The sequence below is a fragment of the Mesoplasma coleopterae genome (assembly GCF_002804245.1).
Taxonomy (GTDB): Bacteria; Bacillota_I; Bacilli_A; order Mycoplasmatales; family Mycoplasmataceae; genus Mesoplasma; species Mesoplasma coleopterae.
The window spans coordinates 694893-717984 of sequence record NZ_CP024968.1 but is presented as its reverse complement, the minus strand read 5'-3'; the positions used below and the strand labels follow the sequence as shown (position 1 = coordinate 717984).

The window sequence follows — 23092 nt, the reverse complement described above, 5'->3', positions numbered from 1 at the left end:
GCAACATGGCATATAAAATTAAAAAAGTAAACCGTGGCGTTGAAAGACGTGATTATAGAAAAGTTTCAGGTAATCTTGAATTACCAAACTTAATTGAAATTCAAACAAAAACTTTCGAATGATTCAAAACAAAAGGAATTGACGAAGTATTAAACGAATTTTTTGCAATGAGTTCAAATGATGCTAGTGCATCTCTTTTCTTAGAAGGGTGAGAAATTAAAGAAGCTAAAATTTCACCAGCAAAAGCAAAAGAACAATCAAAAATTTATGATGCTCCAATTTATGTAGATTTACAATTAATGTTTACAAAAACTGAAGACATCTCAAAAGAATTTGAGGAAATTGTAGAAAAAGATATTAAAAAAGTTTTAGCAAATTGAATTGCTGAAAAAACAGACTCAAAGAATGTTTCACTTGTTAAAAATACAGAAAACATTTATTTCTTTGATGTTAAATTAAAAGGTACAGAAAAAAATGACTTATTTCAAATTACAATCTTAGAAGAAAAAGAAGATGTAGTTGTGGCTGAAGTTAGTGTAAGAAAATGAGGACAAGTATTCTTTGGAGACTTCCCATTAATGACTGACGCTGGAACATTTGTTATTAATGGTTCACAAAAAGTTATTGTTTCACAATTAGTTAGATCACCTGGTTCATACTTTAAAACAGAAATCAACAACAAGACAGGGGAAAACCTATACAATGGTGATATTATTCCAAGTCGTGGTACTTGATTAGAGTTTGAAACAGATACTAAAAAAACTGCTGAGACAACAAATTCATTATTTGTTAAAATTGATAAATCAAGAAAAACTACTGCAACATCATTCTTAAAGATTTTAGGATTAGACAGAGATACAATCTTAAATATTTATGATAAAGATAAGGTTATTGTTGAAACATTAAAAAATGACAATGATACTGGAGATACATACGCAGACTGAGCACAACATGTGCAAGAAATTTATAAAAAAATTAGACAAGGTGAAACAGCTACTTCTGATGGAGCCTCAAAATACATTAACGGATTATTATTTGACCGTAGAAAATATGATTTAACAAAAGCAGGAAGATTCAAATTACAACAAAAATTAGCTGTTAAAAACCGTTTAATCGGAAGAATATTAGCTGAAGATATTGTTGATGCAAACGGAAAAGTTTTAGTTGCTAAAAACACTGAAGTTTCTAAAGCAAACTTTAAAGAAGTTTCTGAAGCATTATCACAAGATGGTGTAATGGTTTCTTCAATTGAATACAGAGAAGACATTCCTGGTTCACGTCAAATTCAAAAAGTTAAAGTTTACCAAGACAATAACTCAAAAGACGAAACATTTACAATTGTTGGAATTACTCCTAACTCAAAAGAAGAACATATTACAGTTGTTGATATTGTAGCTACTGTTTCTTACTTATTAGGATTAGAATACAACATTGGTGAATACGATGACATTGATAACTTAGCTAACCGTCGTGTTAGAACAGTTGGTGAATTATTACAAAATCAATTCAGAATGGGATTAACACGTATTGATAAAAACGTTAAAGAAAAACTTTCAACAAGTGATTTATATAAAGTTAAAGTTTCAACAATTATTAATGCAAAACCATTAACTGCTGTAATTGGAGAGTTTTTCAACTTATCACAATTATCACAATTCATGGATCAAATTAACCCACTAGCAGAATTAACAAATAAACGTAGATTAACTGCTTTAGGACCTGGAGGATTATCAAGAGATCGTGCCAGCTTAGAAGTGCGTGACGTTCACCCTTCTCACTACGGAAGAATCTGTCCTATTGAAACACCAGAGGGACCAAACATTGGATTAATTAACAACTTGTCAACTTATGCAATCGTTGATGAATTAGGATTCATTAGAACACCTTACTTAAAAGTTATTGATGGTGTAATTCAAAATGAACACGAATACTTATCAGCTGATGAGGAAAAAGAATACATTATTTCTCAATCAAATGTTACAAAAGATGAAAATGGAAAAATTTTAGATGAAACTGTAGTTTCACGTTACAAAGGTGATGATTACATTGCTAAAGTAAGTGAAGTTCAATTTATTGACGTTTCACCAAAACAAATTGTTTCTGTTGCTACTTCAGCGATTCCGTTCTTAGAAAATGATGACGCTAACCGTGCACTTATGGGTGCCAACATGCAACGTCAAGCGGTTCCTACAATTGTTCCAGAATCACCATTCGTTGGAACAGGTATTGAATTTGAAGCAGCTAGAGACTCAGGAGTATGTGTTGTTGCTGCAGAAAACGGAATTGTTAAATATGTAGATGCAAAACAAATAACTGTTGAATCAAAAGCTGGAATTAAAACATATACATTAGCAAACTTTGAACGTTCAAATAATGGAAGTTCAATTGTTCAAAAACCAATTGTTAAAGTTGGTGATTCAATTGAAGCTGGACAAATTATTGCAGATGGACCATCTGTTGATAATGGAGAGTTAGCTTTAGGTCAAAACGTTGTTGTTGCCTTTACTACATATAATGGATACAACTTCGAGGATGCCATTGTTATGTCTGAAAGAGTTATCATGGAAGATAAATTTACTTCAGTACACATCGATGAATATGTATTAGAAGTTCGTAACACAAAACAAGGAGCTGAAGAAATTACTTCAGAAATCCCAAACATCAGTGACAATGCTAAAAAATACTTAGACAATGAAGGAATTGTAGCTATTGGTACTGAAGTTAAAACAGGAGATATTTTAGTAGGTAAAGTAACTCCAAAAGGACAAACTCAATTATCACCAGAAGATAAATTATTACATGCTATCTTTGGAGAAAAATCAAGATCAGTTAAAGACAACTCATTAAAAGTTCCAAATGGTGGAGAAGGAATTGTTCAGTCTGTTAAACGTTTCAAAGCTAAATCAGCAGCGAACCCAGATGGTATTGATTTACCAGCTGATGTATTAGAAGTAATTAAAGTTTATATCGTTCAAAAACGTAAAATCCAAGAAGGGGATAAAATGTCAGGACGTCACGGTAACAAAGGGATTATCTCAAAAGTGTTACCAGTTGAAGACATGCCTCACTTAGAAGATGGAACACCAGTAGATATTCTATTAAACCCACAAGGGATTCCTTCACGTATGAACATTGGACAAATCTTAGAAATCCATTTAGGAATGGCTGCTAAAAAATTAGGAGTTAAAATTGCAACTCCAGTTTTCGAAGGAGTTAACAGTAATGATTTAGATGAAATCATGGCTGAAGCTGGAATGGAAAACTATGGAAAAGTTAAATTAATTGATGGTCAAACAGGAGAAGCAATTGATAAACCAATTTCTGTTGGGGTTATGTACATGTTGAAACTTTCTCACATGGTTGATGACAAACTTCATGCAAGAAGTGTTGGACCATACTCATTAATTACTCAACAACCTCTTGGAGGAAAAGCACAAAACGGGGGACAACGTTTCGGAGAAATGGAAGTTTGAGCGTTAGAAGCTTATGGGGCAGCGCATACTCTAAGAGAAATCTTAACTATTAAATCAGATGACTTAAAAGGTCGTACAAAAACTTATGAAGCTATCGTAAGATCAAGAAATATTCCTACACCTGGAACACCTGAATCATTCAATGTTCTTTCAAAAGAAATTATGGGATTAGGGTTTGATATTTACTTATTAGACGATAAAGGTAATAAGTCACAAATTAATGCATATGATGATGACAATGATTTAATCAATGACGAAAGCATGAAGCATGCATCAACTGACAAATTAACTTTTGAAGATTCAGTATCACTTGTTGAAATTGAAGACTTAGATAGTTTTGAAGAAGTGGATGAAAGTGAAATTAACCTTTCATTTGAAGAAGAATAGGAGGGCAAAATGGAAAATAAAAACAATAAAGTAATTAAAATTGAATTGGCTAGTGCTGATACTATTCGTTCATGATCACATGGAGAAGTAACTAAGCCTGAAACAATTAACTATAAAACATTAAAGGCTGAAAAAGATGGTCTATTTGACGAAAAAATATTTGGACCAACTAAAAACTATGAATGTTTTTGTGGAAAATTCAAAAAAGCTAACCCTATGAATAAAGGGAAAAAATGTGAAAAATGTGGTGTTGAATTAACTGAATCAATCGTGCGTCGTGAAAGAATGGGGCACATTGAATTAGCAGAACCTGTTACTCATATTTGAATGGTTAAAGTATCTCCATCAAGAATCGCATCATTATTAGACTTAAAATCTAAAGAATTAGAAGAAGTTGTTTACTTTGTTTCTCACATCGTTTTAGATCCAGGAACATCAAAACACTTTGCAGCTAAAGAAGTTTTAGATTTAGGAGTTTCAAAATCACAAAAAACTCGTAGCAAATTAAGACCTGCTATTGAAGAAATTATTGCCTTAATTAATGATAAAGATCATAGAGATACATTAAAAGCTGAAAGATTATTAGAAGAATTAAACAATCCAACTATTCCATTCTCAATTGATGAAGCTACTGCTTTAATTTCAAAATATACTGATGCTAAATTTGGTATTGGTGCCTCTGCAATTGAAGAATTATTAAAACAAATTGATTTAGATAAAGAAATCGAAATTACAAAAAATACTTTAGATGCTATTGGACCAAACGCTGATAATTCAAAATTATTAAAAAGATTAGATATTTTGGAATCATTAAAACGTTCAAATCAAAAACCAGAATGAATGGTGTTACGCGTATTACCAGTTATTCCACCAGATATTCGTCCTATTATTCAATTGGATGGAGGAAGATTTACAACTTCTGAAATTAACGATTTATACCGTCGTATTATTATTAGAAATGAACGTTTACTAAAAGTTAAAGAAATGGGTGCACCATCAATTATTATTAACAACGAAAAACGTATGTTACAAGAAGCTGTTGATGCATTATTAGATAATGAACGTAAGCCACGTCCAATTCAAGGAAAAGACAAACGTCCATTGAAATCATTAACTAGTGTACTTAAAGGGAAACAAGGACGTTTCCGTCAAAACTTACTTGGAAAACGTGTTGACTACTCAGGTCGTTCAGTTATTGCTATTGGACCAGACTTAAAAATGTATCAAGCAGGAATTCCTCGTGAAATGGCCTTAACATTATTCAAACCATTTGTAATTCAATGATTACAAGAACATGAATATGCTGAAAACGTTAAAGTTGCTGAAAAAATGATTTTACAAAACGATCCAAAAATTTGAGAAGCTTTAGAACACGTTATTAAAGATAGACCAGTTTTATTAAACCGTGCTCCTACTCTTCACAGACTTGGTATTCAAGCATTTGAACCCAAATTAGTTAAAGGGAAAGCAATTCGTCTTCACCCACTTGTAACTACTGCGTTTAACGCCGATTTCGATGGGGACCAAATGGCTGTTCACGTTCCAATTACAAAAGAAGCTGTTGCTGAAGCTAGAGCTTTAATGTTAGGATCAAACGCTATTTTAGGACCTAAAGATGGAAAAGCGATTGTTACTCCGGGGCAAGATATTATTTTAGGTAACTACTATGCTACTTTTGAAGAAAAAAATCAATTAGGTGAAGGAACAATGTTTGCTGAAATTACTGAAGCAATCAATGCATTCGACACAGGAAATGTTTCATTAAACGCGATTATTGGAATTGCTGTTGATGCATTACCAACTGAAAAATTCAATGATGAGCAAAGAAAAGGTTATTTATTAACAACAGTTGGTAAAATCTTATTTAACCAAATTTTTGATAATTCATTCCCATGAATTAATTCATCAAGTATTTATGATGCAAGAGAAGCTGTAAATTCATTTATCTTTGATTTCTCAAAAGATATTAATGAAGCCATTGCAGAATACACTATTGTTTCTCCAATTAAGAAAAAAGAATTATCAATTATTATTGAAATTTACTTTAACAATTTTGGAGCAAGAAAAACTGCTGAAATGCTAGATAAAATGAAAGATTTAGGATTTAAATATTCAACAAAATCTGGAACAACTATTTCAGCAGGTGACGTTGTTGCCTTTAAACATAAATATGAAGAATTTGCTGAGGCTGATCAAAAAGTTGCAGAAATTACAAGTTTCTACAACGAAGGGATGTTAACTAAAGAAGAGAAAAAACACCGTGTTATCGAAGTTTGATCTGATGTTAAAGATGACATTCAAAAAAGACTTGAATTAGTATTAAAACAAGATACTAAAAACCCTGTTTTCGTGATGGCGGATTCTGGAGCCCGTGGTAATGTTTCTAACTTTACACAACTTGTAGGTATGCGTGGACTTATGAACGATACTAAAGGGGATATTAAAGAAATTCCGATTAAATCATCATTCCGTGAAGGTTTATCAGTTTCTGAATATTTCGTTTCTACTCACGGTGCTCGTAAAGGGATGGCCGATTTAGCCTTAAAAACTGCCGATTCAGGTTACTTAACTCGTCGTTTAGTTGACGTTTCACAAGAAATTGTTGTTGTTAACGAAGACTGTAAAGCAAACAAAGGATTTGAAATTGAAGCAGTTATTGATACAAAACATAATAACGTTATTGTTCCATTAAAAGACAGAATCGTTGGACGTTACTCATTCAATGACATTAAAGATGTTAAAGGTAATATTGTAATTGCTAAAGATACTTTAATTGAATCAAAAGAAGCTGACGCAATTGTTGCTGCTGGAATTACAAAAGTAACAATTCGTTCAGTATTAACTTGTGATAACCAAAAAGGTGTTTGTCAAAGATGTTATGGACGTAACTTGGCAACAGCATCATTAGTTAAAATTGGAGAACCTGTTGGGGTTATTGCTGCTCAATCAATTGGTGAACCAGGAACTCAACTTACAATGCGTACCTTCCATACCGGAGGGGTTGCAGGGGACGCTGATATTACTCAAGGTCTTCCTCGTATTAAAGAATTACTTGACGTTACAACTCAAAAAGGTTCAGTTGCTATTATTGCTGAAAAAGCTGGAGTTGTTACAGATATTATTAACAAAAATGGGATTAATACAATTATTGTTACTGAAGAAGTTAATGGAACACAAATTGATAAACCATACAAAACAATGTATAACGCTGTGTTAAGAGTTAATAAAGGTGATGAAGTTAAACCAGGTAAGAAACTTACTGAGGGTTCAATTAACTTACATGATCTATTAGAAGTTGCTGGAACTACAGCTGTACAAAACTACATCTTAAAAGAAGTTCAAAAAGTTTACCGTTTACAAGGTATTGAAATTTCAGATAAATATATCGAAATTATTGTAAAACAAATGTTAAACAAAGTTAAAGTTATCCAAAGTGGTGAATCTCATTTACTACAAGGTGAAATTGTAACTCAACAAAAATTCAAAGAAGTAGTTACTCAATGTATCCGTGAAGGTAAAGTACCTCCGGTTGCTAAAAACCAAATTTTAGGTATTAAAAAAGCTCCATTGAAATCAGAATCTTGATTATCATCAGCTTCATTCCAAGATACTGCGCGTGTGTTAACAGACGCTATTATTAAAGGAAGAGAAGATAAATTAGAAGGTCTGAAAGAAAACATTATGTTAGGAAATTTAATTCCTGCAGGAACAGGTTTAACTGGAATTGAAGAAGTAATGGAAATTGCTGAAGAATACCACAAAAACGAATACTAGTATTTAATTTAAAAGTGCTACCGAAAGGTAACACTTTTTGTTTGTTTTAATTAACACTTATAAATTGTAATTTTCTATTCTAAAATGCTTAATTTTTTAAAACATAGAGAATATAATTATTGTATAGAGAGAAATAATTAAAAGGAGAATTTAAATTATGAAAAAAACTTCAAACAAAGTTGTGTTAGTTGGTACTGGAGCTGTTGGGATGTCATTTATTTACTCAGCAGTTAACCAAGGGCTAGCTGAAGAATACGTATTAATTGATGTTAATACAAAAGCTGCTGAAGGAAATGCAATTGATATTCAAGATACAATGGCTGTTTTAGACAAGCCATTTACAATTAAAGCAGGAACTTATGAAGATTGTAAAGATGCTGATTTAATTGTTATTACAGCAGGGCGTCCTCAAAGACCTGGTGAAACAAGATTAGAATTAATTGCTGACAACTCAAGAATTATGAAAGGGATTGCTGAAGCTATTAAAGCATCAGGATTTAATGGAGTAACTGTTATTGCTTCAAATCCATGTGACGTTTTAACAACTGTTTACCAACAAGTAACTGGTTATGACGAACATTCAGTAGTTGGAGCTGGAACAACTCTTGACTCAGCTAGATTAAGAAGATTAGTTGCTGAAAAATTAAATGTAGCCCCAAAATCAGTTAATGCATATATTATGGGAGAACATGGAGATTCATCAGTTGCTGCTTATTCAAAAGCAACAGTTATGGGACAACCAATTAGCAAATACTTAGCTGAAGGAAAAATTACTGATGCTGACTTGCAAGAATGCTGAACAAGAGCTATTAGAATGGCATATGAAATTATTGAACGTAAAGGTGCTACTTACTACGGAATTGGTGTATGTTTAGCTGCTATTTCATCAGCAATCTTGAGAGATGAAAAAACAACATTCATGGTTGGTGCTAAATTAAATGGAGAATACGGACAAAAAGGATTCTACACAGGAGTTCCTGCAATCTTAGGATCAAAAGGATGAGAAACAATCATTGAATGAGATTTAACAGACGCAGAAAAAGATGCATTTAAGAAATCATGTGATGCTTTAGATGCAACTTACCAAAAAGCAAAAGAAGCTATAGCTTAATTGAAATTAATAATAAGATGCTTGTCATCTTATTTTTTTTATATTTTTTCCTTAATTATAACTGAGGTGAATAAAATGCTAGCACAAACAGAACAACAGTTTAATACCGATATTATAGTTGAAACAATTACTTCCAATAATATGCAATCTTTTTTAGCTCCAGAAATAGTATTCTTTAACAAACCTTATGTTGTCAATAAAAATAGTTATTATAAAATGCTTGTTTGCTTAAATCTAAATCCAAATATGGTTAACACTGAACAATATAATGAAAACTATGATATCAAAAACTTAGATTTTAAACTTTTCACTTCTGATCTAAAAGAAATTAAACCAACTTCTGCTATACCAAAAAACTACATAGTCGATAACGAAAATAAAATATTTTTTAGTTATGAAATACCTGTTTCTTTGAAGATGGAGCATTCTATAAATTTAAATTTTGGTTTGAGTCATGATTACAAAAACTTAAATTACAAATCAAAGGGTACAATCAAACTTAATCCAAAATTTACTAAAGTTGATAATAAAATAAATTTAAATTTAGTCAATTACTTAACTTATTATGATAATAAAAACAAACAAAAAATATGAAGTTCAGAGTGTATAGTGGAAGCTAATATTGATCTTAAATTTTCCGAGTTTGAGGTTAATAGACAATATTCTGAGTTGGGAAAAATTAATTTAGATTATATTGATAAAAATGAAGATCTAATTAATTTTAATCAAACATTAGTTGATGAAATCCAACAAATAAAAAATAACAAAATATTTCCAGCTGTAAAACTAAATGAGTTTAAAATCAATAATGAAAAAGATTTTAAAAATTATTACACAGGAGAATTAAAGCCCAAGCTAATAGAAAGTCAAGAGTCTATAAAATTGGTTTACCTTGAAAACTCATTTCTAGATGAAAAAAATAAAAAGGTACTTTTAGATAAAGGCGAACCAGGATTACTCTTGAATCCCTTTAATTGAAATAAAAATCAAAATATTCAAGTTAAATTAGAAATTTTTGGTGAAAATATTGATATTATTTTACCAATTAAATCATATAGTAATTTTAAATTTATTGATTCAATAAAATTTGAAATTCAAGAAGGTAAAAATTTTACTTATAGTTTCACACATGAATTTTGATCAATATTAATTTTGTTAACAGCTGATGAAATAAAGGAGGCAGTTAAAGAATATGAAATTACTTAAGCAATTATTAATAGTTTTATTATTAGTTTCAGGACTAACAAGTTTGTACTTCGCCATTGTTTCAGCTAATTTTTTTAGTTCAAATAAAGTAGATACTTTGAATATTAAAAAAATTATTTTTGCAGAAAATGAGTGGCACACTTTTGTAGATAAGAACGGAAATATTGATAATGATATGTTTATTAGTGCTTTTCTTCTTAAGATGGAAAATCAAGCCCACATACAGGATATAAAGTTTATTTTTAAAGATAATAAGGTTGAAGTAAATATATGAAATGAATTCAAAAATTATAAGTGATATTACCAATTAGAAAAAGCTTAATAAATGTTATAATTTGTTTAGGTGATAAAAATGAATATACATAATGAAATTATTAAAGAATTAAAAAGCAAAGGTGCAAAAGGAAATTTAACAGCTGAAACTCAATTTTCAACTATTGGTCTAGATTCGTTAGATTTGATGGATATGATTACAGTTTTGGAGGATCGTCTATCAATATTTGTTCCTGATGATAAGCTTTTAGAAATTAAAACAATTAAAGATTTAGAGAATGTTATTACAGAGTTAACAAAATAATTATGTTAAAGTTAAATAAAGCTCAGCAAGCAAAATATAATGAAATTATTGACCAACTAAAAGTTAATTCAATTAAAATAACTGAAATAAGATCTAACATAATTAAACTTATTATTGTATCAGAACATATAAATATTCAACAATTAACATTAAAACTTGAAAAAAATTTAACTAATGTTAATCTTGCAAGTGTTTATAATACAATAGATCTTTTATTAAAAGAACATATAATAGCATCAAATACATTTGATGGAAAAAACATTTGATATGAACTTTCAACAAATAAATCAGCACACATTAAATGTGATGAATGTGGAAACATTGAACATGTGTCAGCAGACAAAATAACAAATATAAATTTTGATGAATTTAAGGATTTAATATTAGATAAGAAGCAAAAGCTAGAACACGTAAAAATTGAATTACATGTCATTTGTGAAAGTTGTACTAAAAAAAGAAATTAGCGCTTTATATATTAAGATTGAAAAAACACATTTTTTTATTTATAATATTTAAGTGTTTAATAGGGGCATAGTTCAGTTGGCAGAACATCGGTCTTCAAAACCGAGTGTCGCGAGTTCGAGTCTTGCTGCCCCTGCCATTTTTAAGAAACAAAGTACTCTCCACAGGTAAGAGTACTTTTTTTAGAGGTATAGTTCAGTTGGTAGAACATCGGTCTCCAAAACCGAGTGTCACGAGTTCGAGTCTTGTTACCTCTGCCAATTTATAAATAAAAATGTTTAACTTGGTATTAACCTTGTTAAACATTTTTTTATATTGTCTTAGTAATGATAAAACCTATTGTGTCAACACCAGCATGAGCTGTATAAATATTAGGAATTAGTTCTTCTGAAAAATTAACTTTCGCTTCAATTAACGCAGTTCTTGCAGCTTCATATATTTTTGAAGCTGTTAATGGAGTTCTGACAAAAACCATTTCATACCCATCAGTATAGTTATCATGGTAAACTTTTGTGATTCTTTCCATAATTGAATGAATAGTTCTACCCATTGCTTCTTTTTTGGGTTCAGCCTCTCACTTAATTAAAACTTTAGTTTTTAAAAGATTTAAAACGGCTGTAACTGCTTTTTTTCCTCTTCCACCACTTGTTAGTCTTTTAAGATCACCAGGAAGAATTGCAATGTACATTGATTTTTCGTAGTCTTTAATTGCTTCAGTAATTTGTTCAGGAGTTTCAATAACGCCTTCTTCAATCAATTTAGTTATGTAAAGAGCTGTTTGTTCTATTGCTTGAGCAGCAATGTTTAAATTTTCATAAACAGTTACTTTTCCTATATACTTATCATCTCTTGAAACCATCATAGCTGTTTGCAACATACTTGATAAATTACCAGTAATAGGTATGTGGTAAATATGATCATAAGTTTTTAAAAGTTCGTCATATTTGTTTTCAACTTCACCGGGGCTAGCTTGACTTGTTTTAATGTCAACACCTTCTGAAATAAGTTTAATAATGTTTTTTTCCTTTACTTCTTTTGGCGTATCTAACATATCTGTTCCATTAGGAAAAGTAAAATGTAACGGTAAAACTTCAATATTTTTATTTTTTATTTTTTCTGATGAATTAGTTCCTGAACTATCTAATAAAATAACTATTTTCATAAATCCTCCTATTTCTTTCAAGCTGCTATAGCTAATGTTTCTTTGCCTGTGTGGGCTGCGATAACACTTGTTATCTGACTTTTTAAATTTATAGTAAATCCTTTTTCTTCAATTATTTTAACAATTTCTGTTAATGTTTCTGGTTCCATTTTTGAATAAGAAATATCAACAGTTTTAACACCCTTTGCATTCTTCTTAATCAAATCTAAAGCTTCGTTAATAGCTTTTTTAAAAGTTCTTGCTGTAGCTTCTTTATCAATTTTTCCATCATATCTAAGTATTGGTACAATTTTTAGCATTTTTGCTAAACTAGCAGCAGCAGGACTTATTCTCCCACCACGTTTCAATGTGTCCAATGATTTTGGAATAATGTAACCTATAAAATCTTCATTTGATTTTGAAATTAGTTCCATTATTTCAAAACCTTTTTTATTTTGTGCAATTCAAAAGGCAACTTTTTTTACAAATTCTTGATTAATAATACTTACTCCGTTAGTATCACAAACAAAAACCTTTCCCTTATATTCTTCTTCAGTTTCACTTATCATTCTGTAAGTACTAAATTGTCCACTCAATCCTTTTGATAAAGGTAAGAATATTATTTGATCATATTCAGTTAAAAGTTTGTCTCAAACTTTTAACATTTCCCCTGGTGTGGTTTGTGCGGTCTTTAGAATCTGCTTCTCTAATAAGTCATAAAAAAAGTTATCGTCTAACTTATCATCACTGAAATGTGTTGTGCCATCTTCTTCAACAATCAGTAGAGGAACCTGGTACAAATCTTTAAAACTTTTTAGATTCCCATCAAATGATGAGTCAGTTAAAATAGCTATTTTCATAATCTAACCTCCTGTAGTGCTTTTTTAATAACTTAATTATATAATATTAATAAAATTATTAAAATAGAGGTGAACGTATGACTACAAAATTTGGAGTATTTTATAACAAAGAATTCAATTGTTTATTGCTAACTTTCAACAATAAACCTATAACAGCATTAGAAAAAATTGAAAATATTGTTATTTTGAAAAATCAAGATGAAATTGTTGGTATAAATATTTTTAATGTAAAAAAAGAAATAAATAAAAGTTTTATAATAAATGAACCTGAGATTTATGAATATATCAACTCTGAATTAAAAGATATAATGAAATTACAAAACTTGCCTCAGTTTCTAATAGGAAAAATAATTAAATGTGAAAAAATACCAGACACACATTTAAGTGCATGTGAAGTAGACATTAAATCAGAAATATTAAAAATTGTATGTGGTGCAAGAAATGCAAGAGAAGGGATTTATGTTGTAGTAGCCACTCACGGAAGTTGAATGCCAAATGGTATACAAATAGTTAAAGGAAAACTAAGAGGTTTTGATTCTGAAGGTATGTTATGCAGTGCTAAAGAATTAGGTATAGAAGAAGAAAAATTTAATTCAGAGGGAATTATTGAATTAGATGAAAAATACCACAACATTTTAGGTGAAGAGTTTAAAGGATAATTTATGAAAAAAATACTTTTTGATAAAAGAATTAAAAACGGTTATTATATTGCTGACTATTTCAAAAAAACAAGAACTATTATAGAAAATGAACTTTCTAATTCCATTGTGACTATGCAATTTTTTCAAAGAAAAAATGACATTACATTGTCAGGCATAAATGAAGTTTTACAGTTATTAGAGTTTGCATGTGAAGAATATAAAAGTTTGAAAATATGAACATTAAATGATGGAGATATTATTAACGCAAATGAACCAGTTTTAAAAATTGAAGGTAAGTATTCAAGTTTTGGTTGATTGGAAGGAATGATTGATGGAATATTGGCAAGAAATTCTTGTATAGCAACCAATTCAAAAAGAGTAGTTTCTGCTGCAAATGGTAAACCCGTTTTAAATATGATGGATCGTGCTGATTCTTACTTAACTTTGGCAAATGATGGGTATTCTTCATGAATTGGTGGAATAAAACTTTTTGTTACAGAAGCATCACTAGAATTGATTAATGATGAGTCAATTCCAAAGCCATCTGGCACAATGCCACATGCACTTATTCAGGCATTTGATGGAGATATTATAAAAGCTACAGAAGCATTTCATAGAACCTTTCCTGAAAGTAATTTATTATCATTAATTGATTACAATAATGATTGTGTTAGAGATGCTGTTAAAGTTGCTAATCACTTTAAAGAAAAGTTATGAGCTATTAGAATTGACACTTCAGGAAATTTAATTGATAAATATCTAGAAGAAAATAAAACAAAATACCCAGCTAATGCTGATTTGTATGGTGTAAATGAATATTTAATTAAAGAAGTCAGAAACGCACTTGATAAATCAGGAAACAGACATGTAAAAATAATTGTTTCTTCTGGTTTAACAGCAGAAAGAATTAAAGAATTTGAAGCAAACAACGTACCTGTTGATATATATGGAGTTGGCGGATATCTAGCAAAAATAGATAACAACTTTACAGGTGATGCTGTTCTAATAAATGGTAAAGAGCAAGCAAAATTTGGAAGAAAAAATATGCCTTCTGACCGTTTAGAACAAATAAAATAAAAGGAGAATTTATGAACATAATTAAAGAATTAGAATGAAGAGGATTGGTTAAACAAATCACAAATGAAGAAAGGCTATTAAAAGCTCAAAAAGATGGAGCTGCTGTTTATTGTGGCTTTGACCCAACTGCTGATTCATTACATGTTGGTCACTTAATGATGATAGTTACACTTAAAAGATTTGATCAAGCAGGCTTTCAAGCAATTGGTTTAATTGGTGGTGGAACAGGTATGATTGGTGATCCATCATTTAAAGCAGATGAAAGAAAATTACAAACTGATGAACAAGTTAAATTTCATGCAAATGCTATTCAAAATCAACTTTTAAGAATTATTCCAGATGTTACATTTGCTAATAATGCTGATTGACTAGGAAAAATGTCATTAATTGATTTTTTAAGAGACGTTGGAAAAGATTTTAATATTAGTTATTTATTAAACAAAGACTCGATTGCAACTAGAATAAGCACAGGTTTATCTGTTACAGAGTTTTCATATACTATGTTACAAGCATATGATTTTTATAATTTATATATAAAACATAATTGTAAAGTTCAAATTGGTGGAAGTGACCAATGAGGAAACATAACAAGTGGAACAGATTATATTTCTACTAAAGTGGGTTCAGCAAATACTGAAGCTGCTGGGTTTACAATTCCGTTATTAACAAAATCTGATGGAAAAAAATTTGGTAAAACAGAATCTGGTGCTGTTTGATTAGATGCAAACAAAACTAGTGTTTATGACTTTTATCAATTTTGAATTAACCAAGATGATAATGATTGTGTAAAAATGTTAAAATTTTTAACTTTCCTAACACAAGAAGAAATTTCAGAATTAGAGTTAAAACATAAAGAGGCACCGCATTTAAGAACTATGCAAAAAACTCTGGCTTCAGAAGTAACTAAATTTGTTCATGGTGAAGCTGAATTAAATAAAGCTATTAAGTTAACTGAGGCTTTTTTCGCAGGAAATATTTTAAATTTAGATGATGATCTTTTAGAATTAGCAATTAAATCAATTCCAACAGTTGATGTTGAAAAAACAACATTGGCAATTGAAGCAATTGTTAATGTTAATGCGGCAACATCAAAAAGAGAAGCAAGAGAGTTCATTAATTCAAGAGCAATATCTTTTAATGATGAGGTTATTATTGATGAAAATATGCTTTTAAGTGAAGTTAAAACGATTAAAGATAATAAAATTATTGTTAAAAAAGGTAAGAGAAAATACTATTTACTAAATTTAAAATAAAAAATTCCAAAATATTATTTAACATTTGGAAAAAAATATATATAATAAAAATAGGGGATAAGTATTTATCCCCCCGCATAAAAATTGCTAAAGCAGTTTTTAAATCTTTTCATTTATATATACTTTTATTATCAAATTTACATTTTATTTTTTCTCTCAAAACAAAATTAACTCATCTAAAAAGATGAGTTTTATATAATGTAAGATAAAAAAACACCGGTGATGATCACTGGTGTTTTAATTTGTTTAATTATTATTTAATTAAACGGTTGTATCATTCAACAATTAAAGCATCGTTGATTTCTACGTTTAATTCTTGACGTTCAGGTAGTCTTACAAATTGACCTTTTAAGTTAGCTTTGTCTACTTTAACGAATTCAACTGTTGATTCATTATTTTGTAATGCTTCAGCAATTTTATCGTTTTTCTTCATAGCTTCTTTAACTTCAATTGAATCACCTGGTTTTACTTGGTATGAAGGAATGTCTAGTTTTTTACCATTTACTAAAATGTGTCCGTGGTTTACTAATTGACGAGCAGCTTGTCTAGTCATTGCGAATCCAAGACGGAAAACGATGTTATCTAGTCTTGATTCTAATAACACTAGGAAGTTTGTCCCTAAAATTCCACCGTGAACTTTTTTAGCTCTAGCAAATGTATTTCTAAATTGTCTTTCAGTCATTCCATACATGAATTTAACTTTTTGTTTTTCTTGTAATTGAGCACCGTACCCACTCATTTTTAAACGAGCTTTGTCTTTACCATGTTGACCTGGAGTAGTTACTCTTTTTTTACCTTTGCTAAATTCTTTACCATTCTCAAGAATTGAGAAACCATATCTTCTTGCTTTTTTAAATGTTGATCCTGTATATCTTGACATACGTTATCTCCTTTTTTAAAATAGCGTTATTAAAAATAGTCTTTGATGAATTCCTTACTAACCAGTTTACTAATTCGCTCTTACTGCCAAGAGTTACTTTTAAATTATGATAAGTGTAAACAGTTTTTAGTAAATATTCATCTGCAGAATATAAACAATAACTTTAATATTATATATATAAACTAGATTACTTTCAACAACAAATGTATTAAATATATTTGTTATAATAATATATAGTAGAAAAGTGGTGATTTCATGAATTTAATGGCAACTTTATCAAGTAAACAAACAGCCTTATTTATCGTTGGTATTATATTAGTAATGGTCTCATTATTTGGTTTAATAGGAACACTAATAGCTTTAGTTTTATATAAAAAAACTGTTGAGTATACATATGAAAGTTCTAGAAAACTTGAACTTGTTAATTCGTCACCTTTATTTGTAAAAATAAAAATTTTTCATAAAATATCATTAAATAATAAAGAGAATAAATTTTTAGAACCCACTTTCAAAATTTTACTAAGAAACTATTACAACATATTTGCTGAAAGATTTGTGGAACTTGCTGATGAAACAACAAAAATGTTTAATGTAAACAACTATAAACCAAAGCCAACAATAAGAAATTATTTAAAAGCAAAAAAAATCTTTGATAATGCATGTGGATTACAATCAGATACAATATATACTGTTAATAATGTTGAACAAATTTTGGAAATGCAAAAAATTGCAAGAGATTGATACATAAGTGTTATTGAAGAAACAAATAATATAAAAACATTAATTAAAGCAAAAAATGGAATTTCAAATGACGTTTGAGGTCGAAATTCTTTAAATGCAAATTTTTTATATAACTTAAACTCGTGTATTGAATTGGCTGGTGCAGAAATTAAAAATTCAAAATTTAATGAAGCAATAGCAAACCTTAAAGAAGCTTACGAAATTATTTCAAAGTTAATTTTAATTTTAGATCATACTGAAAAAATGTTTTATTTGGTTGATAATCAATTGAAAGATAAACTAGATGAAATTGGTAAATCAATTTTTCAAACTTCAACAAATAATGAGCTTCAAAAAAATAATAGAAGATCACAGTTTTCATCTATTTCAGATTTTTATAAAAACTTATCAACAAATATCAAGAGAGAAATATATTCTTTAAACTTTGAAAGAGCTTATGAAAATTCAGAAACATTGCTAGCTCAGATTAAAGGATTTGAAATTGATATGAAATATGAAACAGCTATTAAACAATTTATAGAAAATAGTCAAAAAGTTATTAAGAATTCTTTTTCTTCAGTTCAAAATGAAATCACTTCTCTTTACGATATTTGAAGTATAAATAAGCAGTTTGGTAATAATGTTGCAAATATAAATAGTATTAGAACTAAAATATTATCTGTAGAACAAATAATTAAAGAACAAAATGAAAAATATACAAATCTACTAGAAGAGTTTGCAATTAGCGAAACATCTTTCCAAAAACTTCATTATGCAAAACAAGGTTCAAATTTAATAGATATAATTTCAAAGATATTTTTATCATTTGAAAATTTAAGAGTTATAAGAGCTCAATTGACATCTAAGAATGAAATAATTAATGAAATTCAATCTAGAAATATAAGTTTGAAAAAAGTTCTTGTTGTTATGGAAGTAATAATTGCAAAAAATCCAAATATATCAATTTTAAAAACTTTCCAAGAGCATATAAATACAGGATTTAAAATATTGGAAAAATCTGAAAAAAATGTAAAAAATAATCCAGAATTATTTTATGATAAAGAAAAATACGATGAAATGATTCAATTTTTGGATGCTAAAATAATAAGTTTTGCTATTATGAAAAATGATATGGCCTCAACAATTTACTTAGCTAAACTTTCTGAAGTAACGTTTTCATATTTAAACCGTTTTGGTGGAATTGAATCAATTGACAAAAGTATTTCAAAATCTTTGGAGAAATTGCAAGAAGAAAATTACATTGAATGCTTAAAAGATAATGTTACTATATTAACTAAATTAAATTCAAAAAATATAGCAATTAGCTAAGATAGAAATTAGGGAAAAATGAAAAGTATATTAGTAAGATATGGCGAATTAACTTTAAAAGGAAATAATAAACATGTGTTTATTAGCAAACTTTTAGATAATATAAAATTTAAATTAAAAAAATTTGATCAATCAAAAATAAAATTCATTAAAGACAACAACTCATTAGTCATTGATGTTGAAAATGATATTCTTGATGATGTCTTGGAAGAATTAAAAACAGTTTTTGGTATATATTCATTATCAGTAATTGAAAAATGTGAAAAAGACTTAGACAAAATTGCTGAAAAAGTAATTGAAATCGCAAAAAATTCAGAATATAAAAGATTCAAATTAGAAATCACAAGAAAAGATAAAAGTTTTCCAATGACAAGTGCTGATTTAAAATTAGCCTTAGCACCAATGGTATTGAAAGCTGTCGATAACCTTATAGTTGATGTTCACAACCCAGACTTAAAAATTGAAGTATTAGTTAAAAAAGATGGAATTCAAATTTTCTCAAAAAGAATTGAAGGCTTAAAAGGATTACCTGTCGGGGTTAGTGGGAAAGGACTTTCATTATTAAGCGGTGGAATCGATTCACCTGTTGCTTCTTTCCTAACAATGAAAAGAGGAATGCATGTTGACTTTATTCATTTCATGACACCACCTCATACTTCTCCTGAAGCATTGGATAAAGTTTTTGAACTAGCTAAAATTTTATCAAAGTATAATTCAAAAAAATTTAACCTTTATGTATGTGATTTTTCTATGTTATTACAAGAATTACAACACATGCCAGAAGAAAGTTACAAAATAACAATCATGAGAAGAATGTTCATGCGCATAGCTAATATATTAGCTAAAGCTAATGGGCAAGAAGCTTTAATTACTGGAGAAAGTTTAGGGCAAGTTGCTTCTCAAACTATTCAAAGTATTGATGTAATTAACTCAACAAGTGATTTACCAATCTTAAGACCAGTTCTTACATATGATAAAGAAGAAATAATAGCAATCTCAAAATTCATTAAATCTTATGAAACATCAATTTTACCATTTGATGATGCTTGTTCATTATTTGTTCCAAAACAGCCTGTAACAAAGCCAAAAAGATGAATGGCAGAAAACCAAGAAAATGCTATTTTATGAAATGAATTATTAGATTACACAATTGAAAATAAAATTCAAAAATTTGTTTTCCATAATGGAAATTTTACTGAAGAAACTAACAAGGAGGATTAATGTCAAATTTTATACCCCTAATAAACGTACGTAGTGTATATAATTTTCAAGAATCATTAATTAAAATTAATGATTATATTTCTTTTGCTAAAAAAGAAGGACTTGAATATTTATTTTACTGCGAAAATAAGACTATGTATGGGGTAGCTGAATTTTTCAAAAAGGCTTCGAAGGAAAATATTAAACCAATAATTGGTTTGTCAATAGAGCTAGATGATAAAAAAATAATTACTCTTATTCCAAAAAATAAAAAGGGATATGGACATATTTGTTTAATTTCTTCTCAGCTTAACGATGAAGTTAAATTGAGTGATGACAAAATTTATGATCTGCTTAAAGAATGCATAGATAAAAATATTATTTTAGTTACTAATGTTGATGATAAAAATGATTTTTTTAATGATGCTGAAATTCTTAATACAAATGAAAAAAACATATTTTTTAATACAGTAAGATATATCTCTGATGATGACAAAGAGCATTATAGAGGTCTTTTTGCTTTAAAAAACGGAATAACAATTAACGAAGCAAATGATTTATATAAAATAAATGAATCTTATCCTTTTTCTGATGAAATACTTGAAGTATTCCCAGAAACAGAAAATGTTGGAAAATATATTTGTGATAGTGTTGAACTAGATATTTTTGATAGTAATGAAAAGCATATGGCTAAATTCATTGCTCCAGATAACATGCCAAGCTTTTCATACCTAAAACAAAAATGTTTAGCTGGTTTAAATCATTATTTTAGAAATATTAAAAATTCTGATATTCCAAATGAGTATATTGAGAGATTAAACACAGAATTAAATGTTATTGAAAAAACAGGTTTTGCTGATTATTTTTTAATTGTGCATGATTATGTTGCTTATGCTAGAAGAAATGACATTATTGTAGGCCCGGGTAGAGGAAGTGCAGCAGGAAGTTTAGTTTCATTTTTATTACGTATTACTACAGTTGATCCAATTGAATACAATTTACTTTTTGAAAGATTTTTAAATCCAGAACGTATTACAATGCCTGATATAGATATCGACTTTCAAGATAATCGAAGAGACGAAGTTATTGAATATTTATTTGAAAAATACGGTAGATATAATGTAGCAACTATTGTTACATATCAAACAATTGCATTCAAATCTGCTTTTAGAGATGCGTGTAGGGTTTATCAAATTGATATGGAATTAGTTAACCTTATAACTAAGTCATTAACAGAAGATTATTTAGCATTTGAAGAAATATTAAAAACGCAAAAATTAATTAAAGAATATAGTGAAAAAGAGGAATTTATACCCATATTTAAATTAGTTGAAAAATTAATTGGTTGCCCAAGACAAACAGGAACTCATGCAGCCGGAATAATCATTAGTGATGTTGATCTAAGAACTGTGCTGCCTATCAGACAAGGTTTAAATGGTATTTATCAAACACAATTTGATATGAACTATCTTGAGGAAATAGGTTTGATTAAAATGGACTTATTAGGATTAAGAAATCTAACAACAATAAAAGAAATTTTAGATTTAATTAAAACTAATCATAAAAAAGATTTTAGTCTTTCAAAAATAGATTTGAATGATGCTAAAACTTTTAAAATCTTAAGAGAAGGAAATACTACAGGTATTTTCCAATTAGAATCTCAAGGGATGACTAATTTAATTATTGACATGAAAGTTAATAACATAAATGATATAGCTGCTGCATCATCTTTATATAGACCAGGTCCTCAAGAAATGATACCTGAGTATATAAATAATAAAAATAATAGAAGAGTAAGTTTGGTAGACAAAAGTTTAGCTAAAATATTGTTGCCAACTTATGGTGTTATTGTTTATCAAGAACAAGTAATGCAAATTCTTCAATTAGTAGGTAATTTTTCATTAGGTAAAGCTGACATAGTTAGAAGAGCTATGGGTAAAAAACAAATTGACTATATGATAAGTGTTAAAGATGAGTTTATTTCTAATGCAATTAAAAATAATTATTCAGAGGAAAAGGCATCAGCAATTTGAAATTGAATTGAGCAGTTTGCTAAATATGGATTTAACAAATCACATGCTATAGCTTATTCTTACATAGGTTATTGATTAGCATGATTTAAAGCTCACTACCCTGCAGAATTTTACACAGCTTTATTAAATGGAGTTATGGGTAATCCAAGTAAAACAAGCAAATATATTAAAGAAGTAAAACATTTTGGAATTGAAGTTATAAAACCATCTGTTAAGCCACCTTATAATAAGTTTGAAAAAACTAGAATTAAATCAGTATATACAAGTTCTGAAAATAGAATCTATATGCCACTAACTTTAATAAAAGGAATTGGTAGAGATTTTATAACAACTTTAAACAATGTTGTTGATGAACACGAGGATTTATTTAATGATTTAAATAGCTTTTTCTTTTATATGAAAAATAAGGGCCTTAATGAGTCAAATTATACGTTGTTGGCAAAAGCTGGAAGTTTTGATTGTTTTGGATATACTAAATCAACAATGGTAGCAAATAAAGATTTTATTTTTAGTGCAATGATGGCTTTCAATGAAAATCTGCCTTTAGAGAAACAAACAAAAATTGAAAATTTATTTGAAGAACAATTAAATGAAGAAATGGAATCAAATTATGAAAAAGAAGTTTTTGGTTTTTACATTTCAGCTAACCCAATAACAAAATTGAAAAATGAAAATGCATATTTTAAGCCGACTGATATTAATAAATTAGTTGAAAATATGTTTGATGTAAATATAATAGGTCAAGTTTCAAGTATTAGAATTATTAAAGATAAGAATCAGAATAATATGGCTTTTGTTACTGTCTTTGATGATACTGAAACAATTGACTTAACAGTCTTTGCTTCTAACTTTGAAAATCTACAATATGATTTAGTGGTAAATAAAAATTATGTACTAAAAATCAAAACACAAAAATATAAAAATAAAATTACAGGAATACTAGAAAATATAGTTAAACCAATTTAATT

16 protein-coding genes and 2 tRNA genes are annotated in these 23092 nt (G+C 28.6%); 15 read left to right on the top strand and 3 right to left on the bottom strand.

Features of this window, described 5'->3' with window-relative positions:
• The first annotated feature begins 5 nt into the window (after positions 1 to 5).
• From rpoB to MCOLE_RS03220, 9 genes are all read left to right on the top strand, one after another.
• Positions 6 to 3860, top strand: coding sequence for a DNA-directed RNA polymerase subunit beta (gene rpoB / locus MCOLE_RS03260; protein ID WP_100671400.1), 3855 nt, complete (start codon positions 6 to 8; stop codon positions 3858 to 3860).
• A 9-nt stretch (positions 3861 to 3869) separates the two neighbouring features.
• Complete coding sequence (rpoC, locus tag MCOLE_RS03255; protein ID WP_100671398.1) at positions 3870 to 7634, top strand: DNA-directed RNA polymerase subunit beta'; 3765 nt, start codon at positions 3870 to 3872, stop codon at positions 7632 to 7634.
• Positions 7635 to 7791: 157 nt separating this feature from the next.
• A complete protein-coding gene (locus MCOLE_RS03250; RefSeq protein WP_100671396.1) occupies positions 7792 to 8745 on the top strand; it encodes an L-lactate dehydrogenase in 954 nt (317 codons plus the stop codon).
• A 75-nt stretch (positions 8746 to 8820) separates the two neighbouring features.
• On the top strand, positions 8821 to 9951 hold the full coding sequence (locus tag MCOLE_RS03245; RefSeq protein WP_100671394.1) for a hypothetical protein: 1131 nt from the start codon (positions 8821 to 8823) through the stop codon (positions 9949 to 9951).
• Positions 9938 to 10273: a hypothetical protein gene (locus MCOLE_RS03240; protein WP_100671392.1), complete on the top strand. Its 336-nt coding sequence runs from the start codon at positions 9938 to 9940 to the stop codon at positions 10271 to 10273. The genes MCOLE_RS03245 and MCOLE_RS03240 overlap by 14 nt, the downstream gene beginning before the upstream one ends.
• 30 nt (positions 10274 to 10303) lie before the next feature.
• The gene (locus tag MCOLE_RS03235) at positions 10304 to 10528 is read left to right on the top strand and encodes an acyl carrier protein (protein ID WP_100671390.1); all 225 of its coding nucleotides are present in this window, start codon (positions 10304 to 10306) and stop codon (positions 10526 to 10528) included.
• A 2-nt stretch (positions 10529 to 10530) separates the two neighbouring features.
• The gene (locus tag MCOLE_RS03230) at positions 10531 to 10992 is read left to right on the top strand and encodes a Fur family transcriptional regulator (protein WP_100671388.1); all 462 of its coding nucleotides are present in this window, start codon (positions 10531 to 10533) and stop codon (positions 10990 to 10992) included.
• Positions 10993 to 11053: 61 nt separating this feature from the next.
• Positions 11054 to 11129 (top strand) — tRNA-Trp (locus tag MCOLE_RS03225).
• Positions 11130 to 11174: 45 nt separating this feature from the next.
• Positions 11175 to 11250 (top strand) — tRNA-Trp (locus tag MCOLE_RS03220).
• A 50-nt stretch (positions 11251 to 11300) separates the two neighbouring features.
• On the opposite strand, the gene MCOLE_RS03215 is transcribed toward MCOLE_RS03220, so the two are convergent.
• Both MCOLE_RS03215 and MCOLE_RS03210 read right to left on the bottom strand, forming a co-directional pair.
• Complete coding sequence (locus tag MCOLE_RS03215) at positions 11301 to 12152, bottom strand: DegV family protein (RefSeq protein ID WP_100671386.1); 852 nt, start codon at positions 12150 to 12152, stop codon at positions 11301 to 11303.
• Between the two features lie 8 nt (positions 12153 to 12160).
• A complete protein-coding gene (locus MCOLE_RS03210; RefSeq protein ID WP_100671384.1) occupies positions 12161 to 12991 on the bottom strand; it encodes a DegV family protein in 831 nt (276 codons plus the stop codon).
• A 77-nt stretch (positions 12992 to 13068) separates the two neighbouring features.
• Here MCOLE_RS03210 and ytpR point away from each other — a divergent pair, with 77 nt between their 5' ends.
• The 3 genes from ytpR to tyrS are packed head-to-tail and all read left to right on the top strand — an operon-like array spanning position 13069 to position 15962.
• A complete protein-coding gene (gene ytpR, locus MCOLE_RS03205) occupies positions 13069 to 13650 on the top strand; it encodes a YtpR family tRNA-binding protein (protein ID WP_100671382.1) in 582 nt (193 codons plus the stop codon).
• 3 nt (positions 13651 to 13653) lie between these two features.
• Positions 13654 to 14709, top strand: coding sequence for a nicotinate phosphoribosyltransferase (locus MCOLE_RS03200; RefSeq protein ID WP_100671380.1), 1056 nt, complete (start codon positions 13654 to 13656; stop codon positions 14707 to 14709).
• Between the two features lie 11 nt (positions 14710 to 14720).
• Positions 14721 to 15962 carry a tyrosine--tRNA ligase gene (gene tyrS, locus MCOLE_RS03195; RefSeq protein ID WP_100671378.1) on the top strand — a complete coding sequence of 414 codons (1242 nt, stop codon included), beginning with the start codon at positions 14721 to 14723 and terminating at the stop codon, positions 15960 to 15962.
• Between the two features lie 253 nt (positions 15963 to 16215).
• Here the strand turns inward: tyrS and rpsD are convergent, their stop codons facing one another.
• On the bottom strand, positions 16216 to 16842 hold the full coding sequence (rpsD, locus tag MCOLE_RS03190; RefSeq protein ID WP_023026135.1) for a 30S ribosomal protein S4: 627 nt from the start codon (positions 16840 to 16842) through the stop codon (positions 16216 to 16218).
• 255 nt (positions 16843 to 17097) lie between these two features.
• Between rpsD and MCOLE_RS03185 the strand changes: the two genes are divergently transcribed.
• From MCOLE_RS03185 to MCOLE_RS03175, 3 genes are read left to right on the top strand one after another with little or no spacing between them, the layout of a single operon-like run.
• Complete coding sequence (locus MCOLE_RS03185; protein ID WP_100671376.1) at positions 17098 to 18891, top strand: hypothetical protein; 1794 nt, start codon at positions 17098 to 17100, stop codon at positions 18889 to 18891.
• Between the two features lie 18 nt (positions 18892 to 18909).
• Positions 18910 to 20112 carry a tRNA uracil 4-sulfurtransferase ThiI gene (thiI, locus tag MCOLE_RS03180; RefSeq protein WP_100671374.1) on the top strand — a complete coding sequence of 401 codons (1203 nt, stop codon included), beginning with the start codon at positions 18910 to 18912 and terminating at the stop codon, positions 20110 to 20112.
• Positions 20112 to 23090, top strand: a complete 2979-nt coding sequence (locus MCOLE_RS03175) for a DNA polymerase III subunit alpha (RefSeq protein WP_100671372.1) — start codon at positions 20112 to 20114, stop codon at positions 23088 to 23090. Before thiI ends, MCOLE_RS03175 begins: the two co-directional genes overlap by 1 nt.
• The last annotated feature ends 2 nt before the right edge of the window (positions 23091 to 23092 follow it).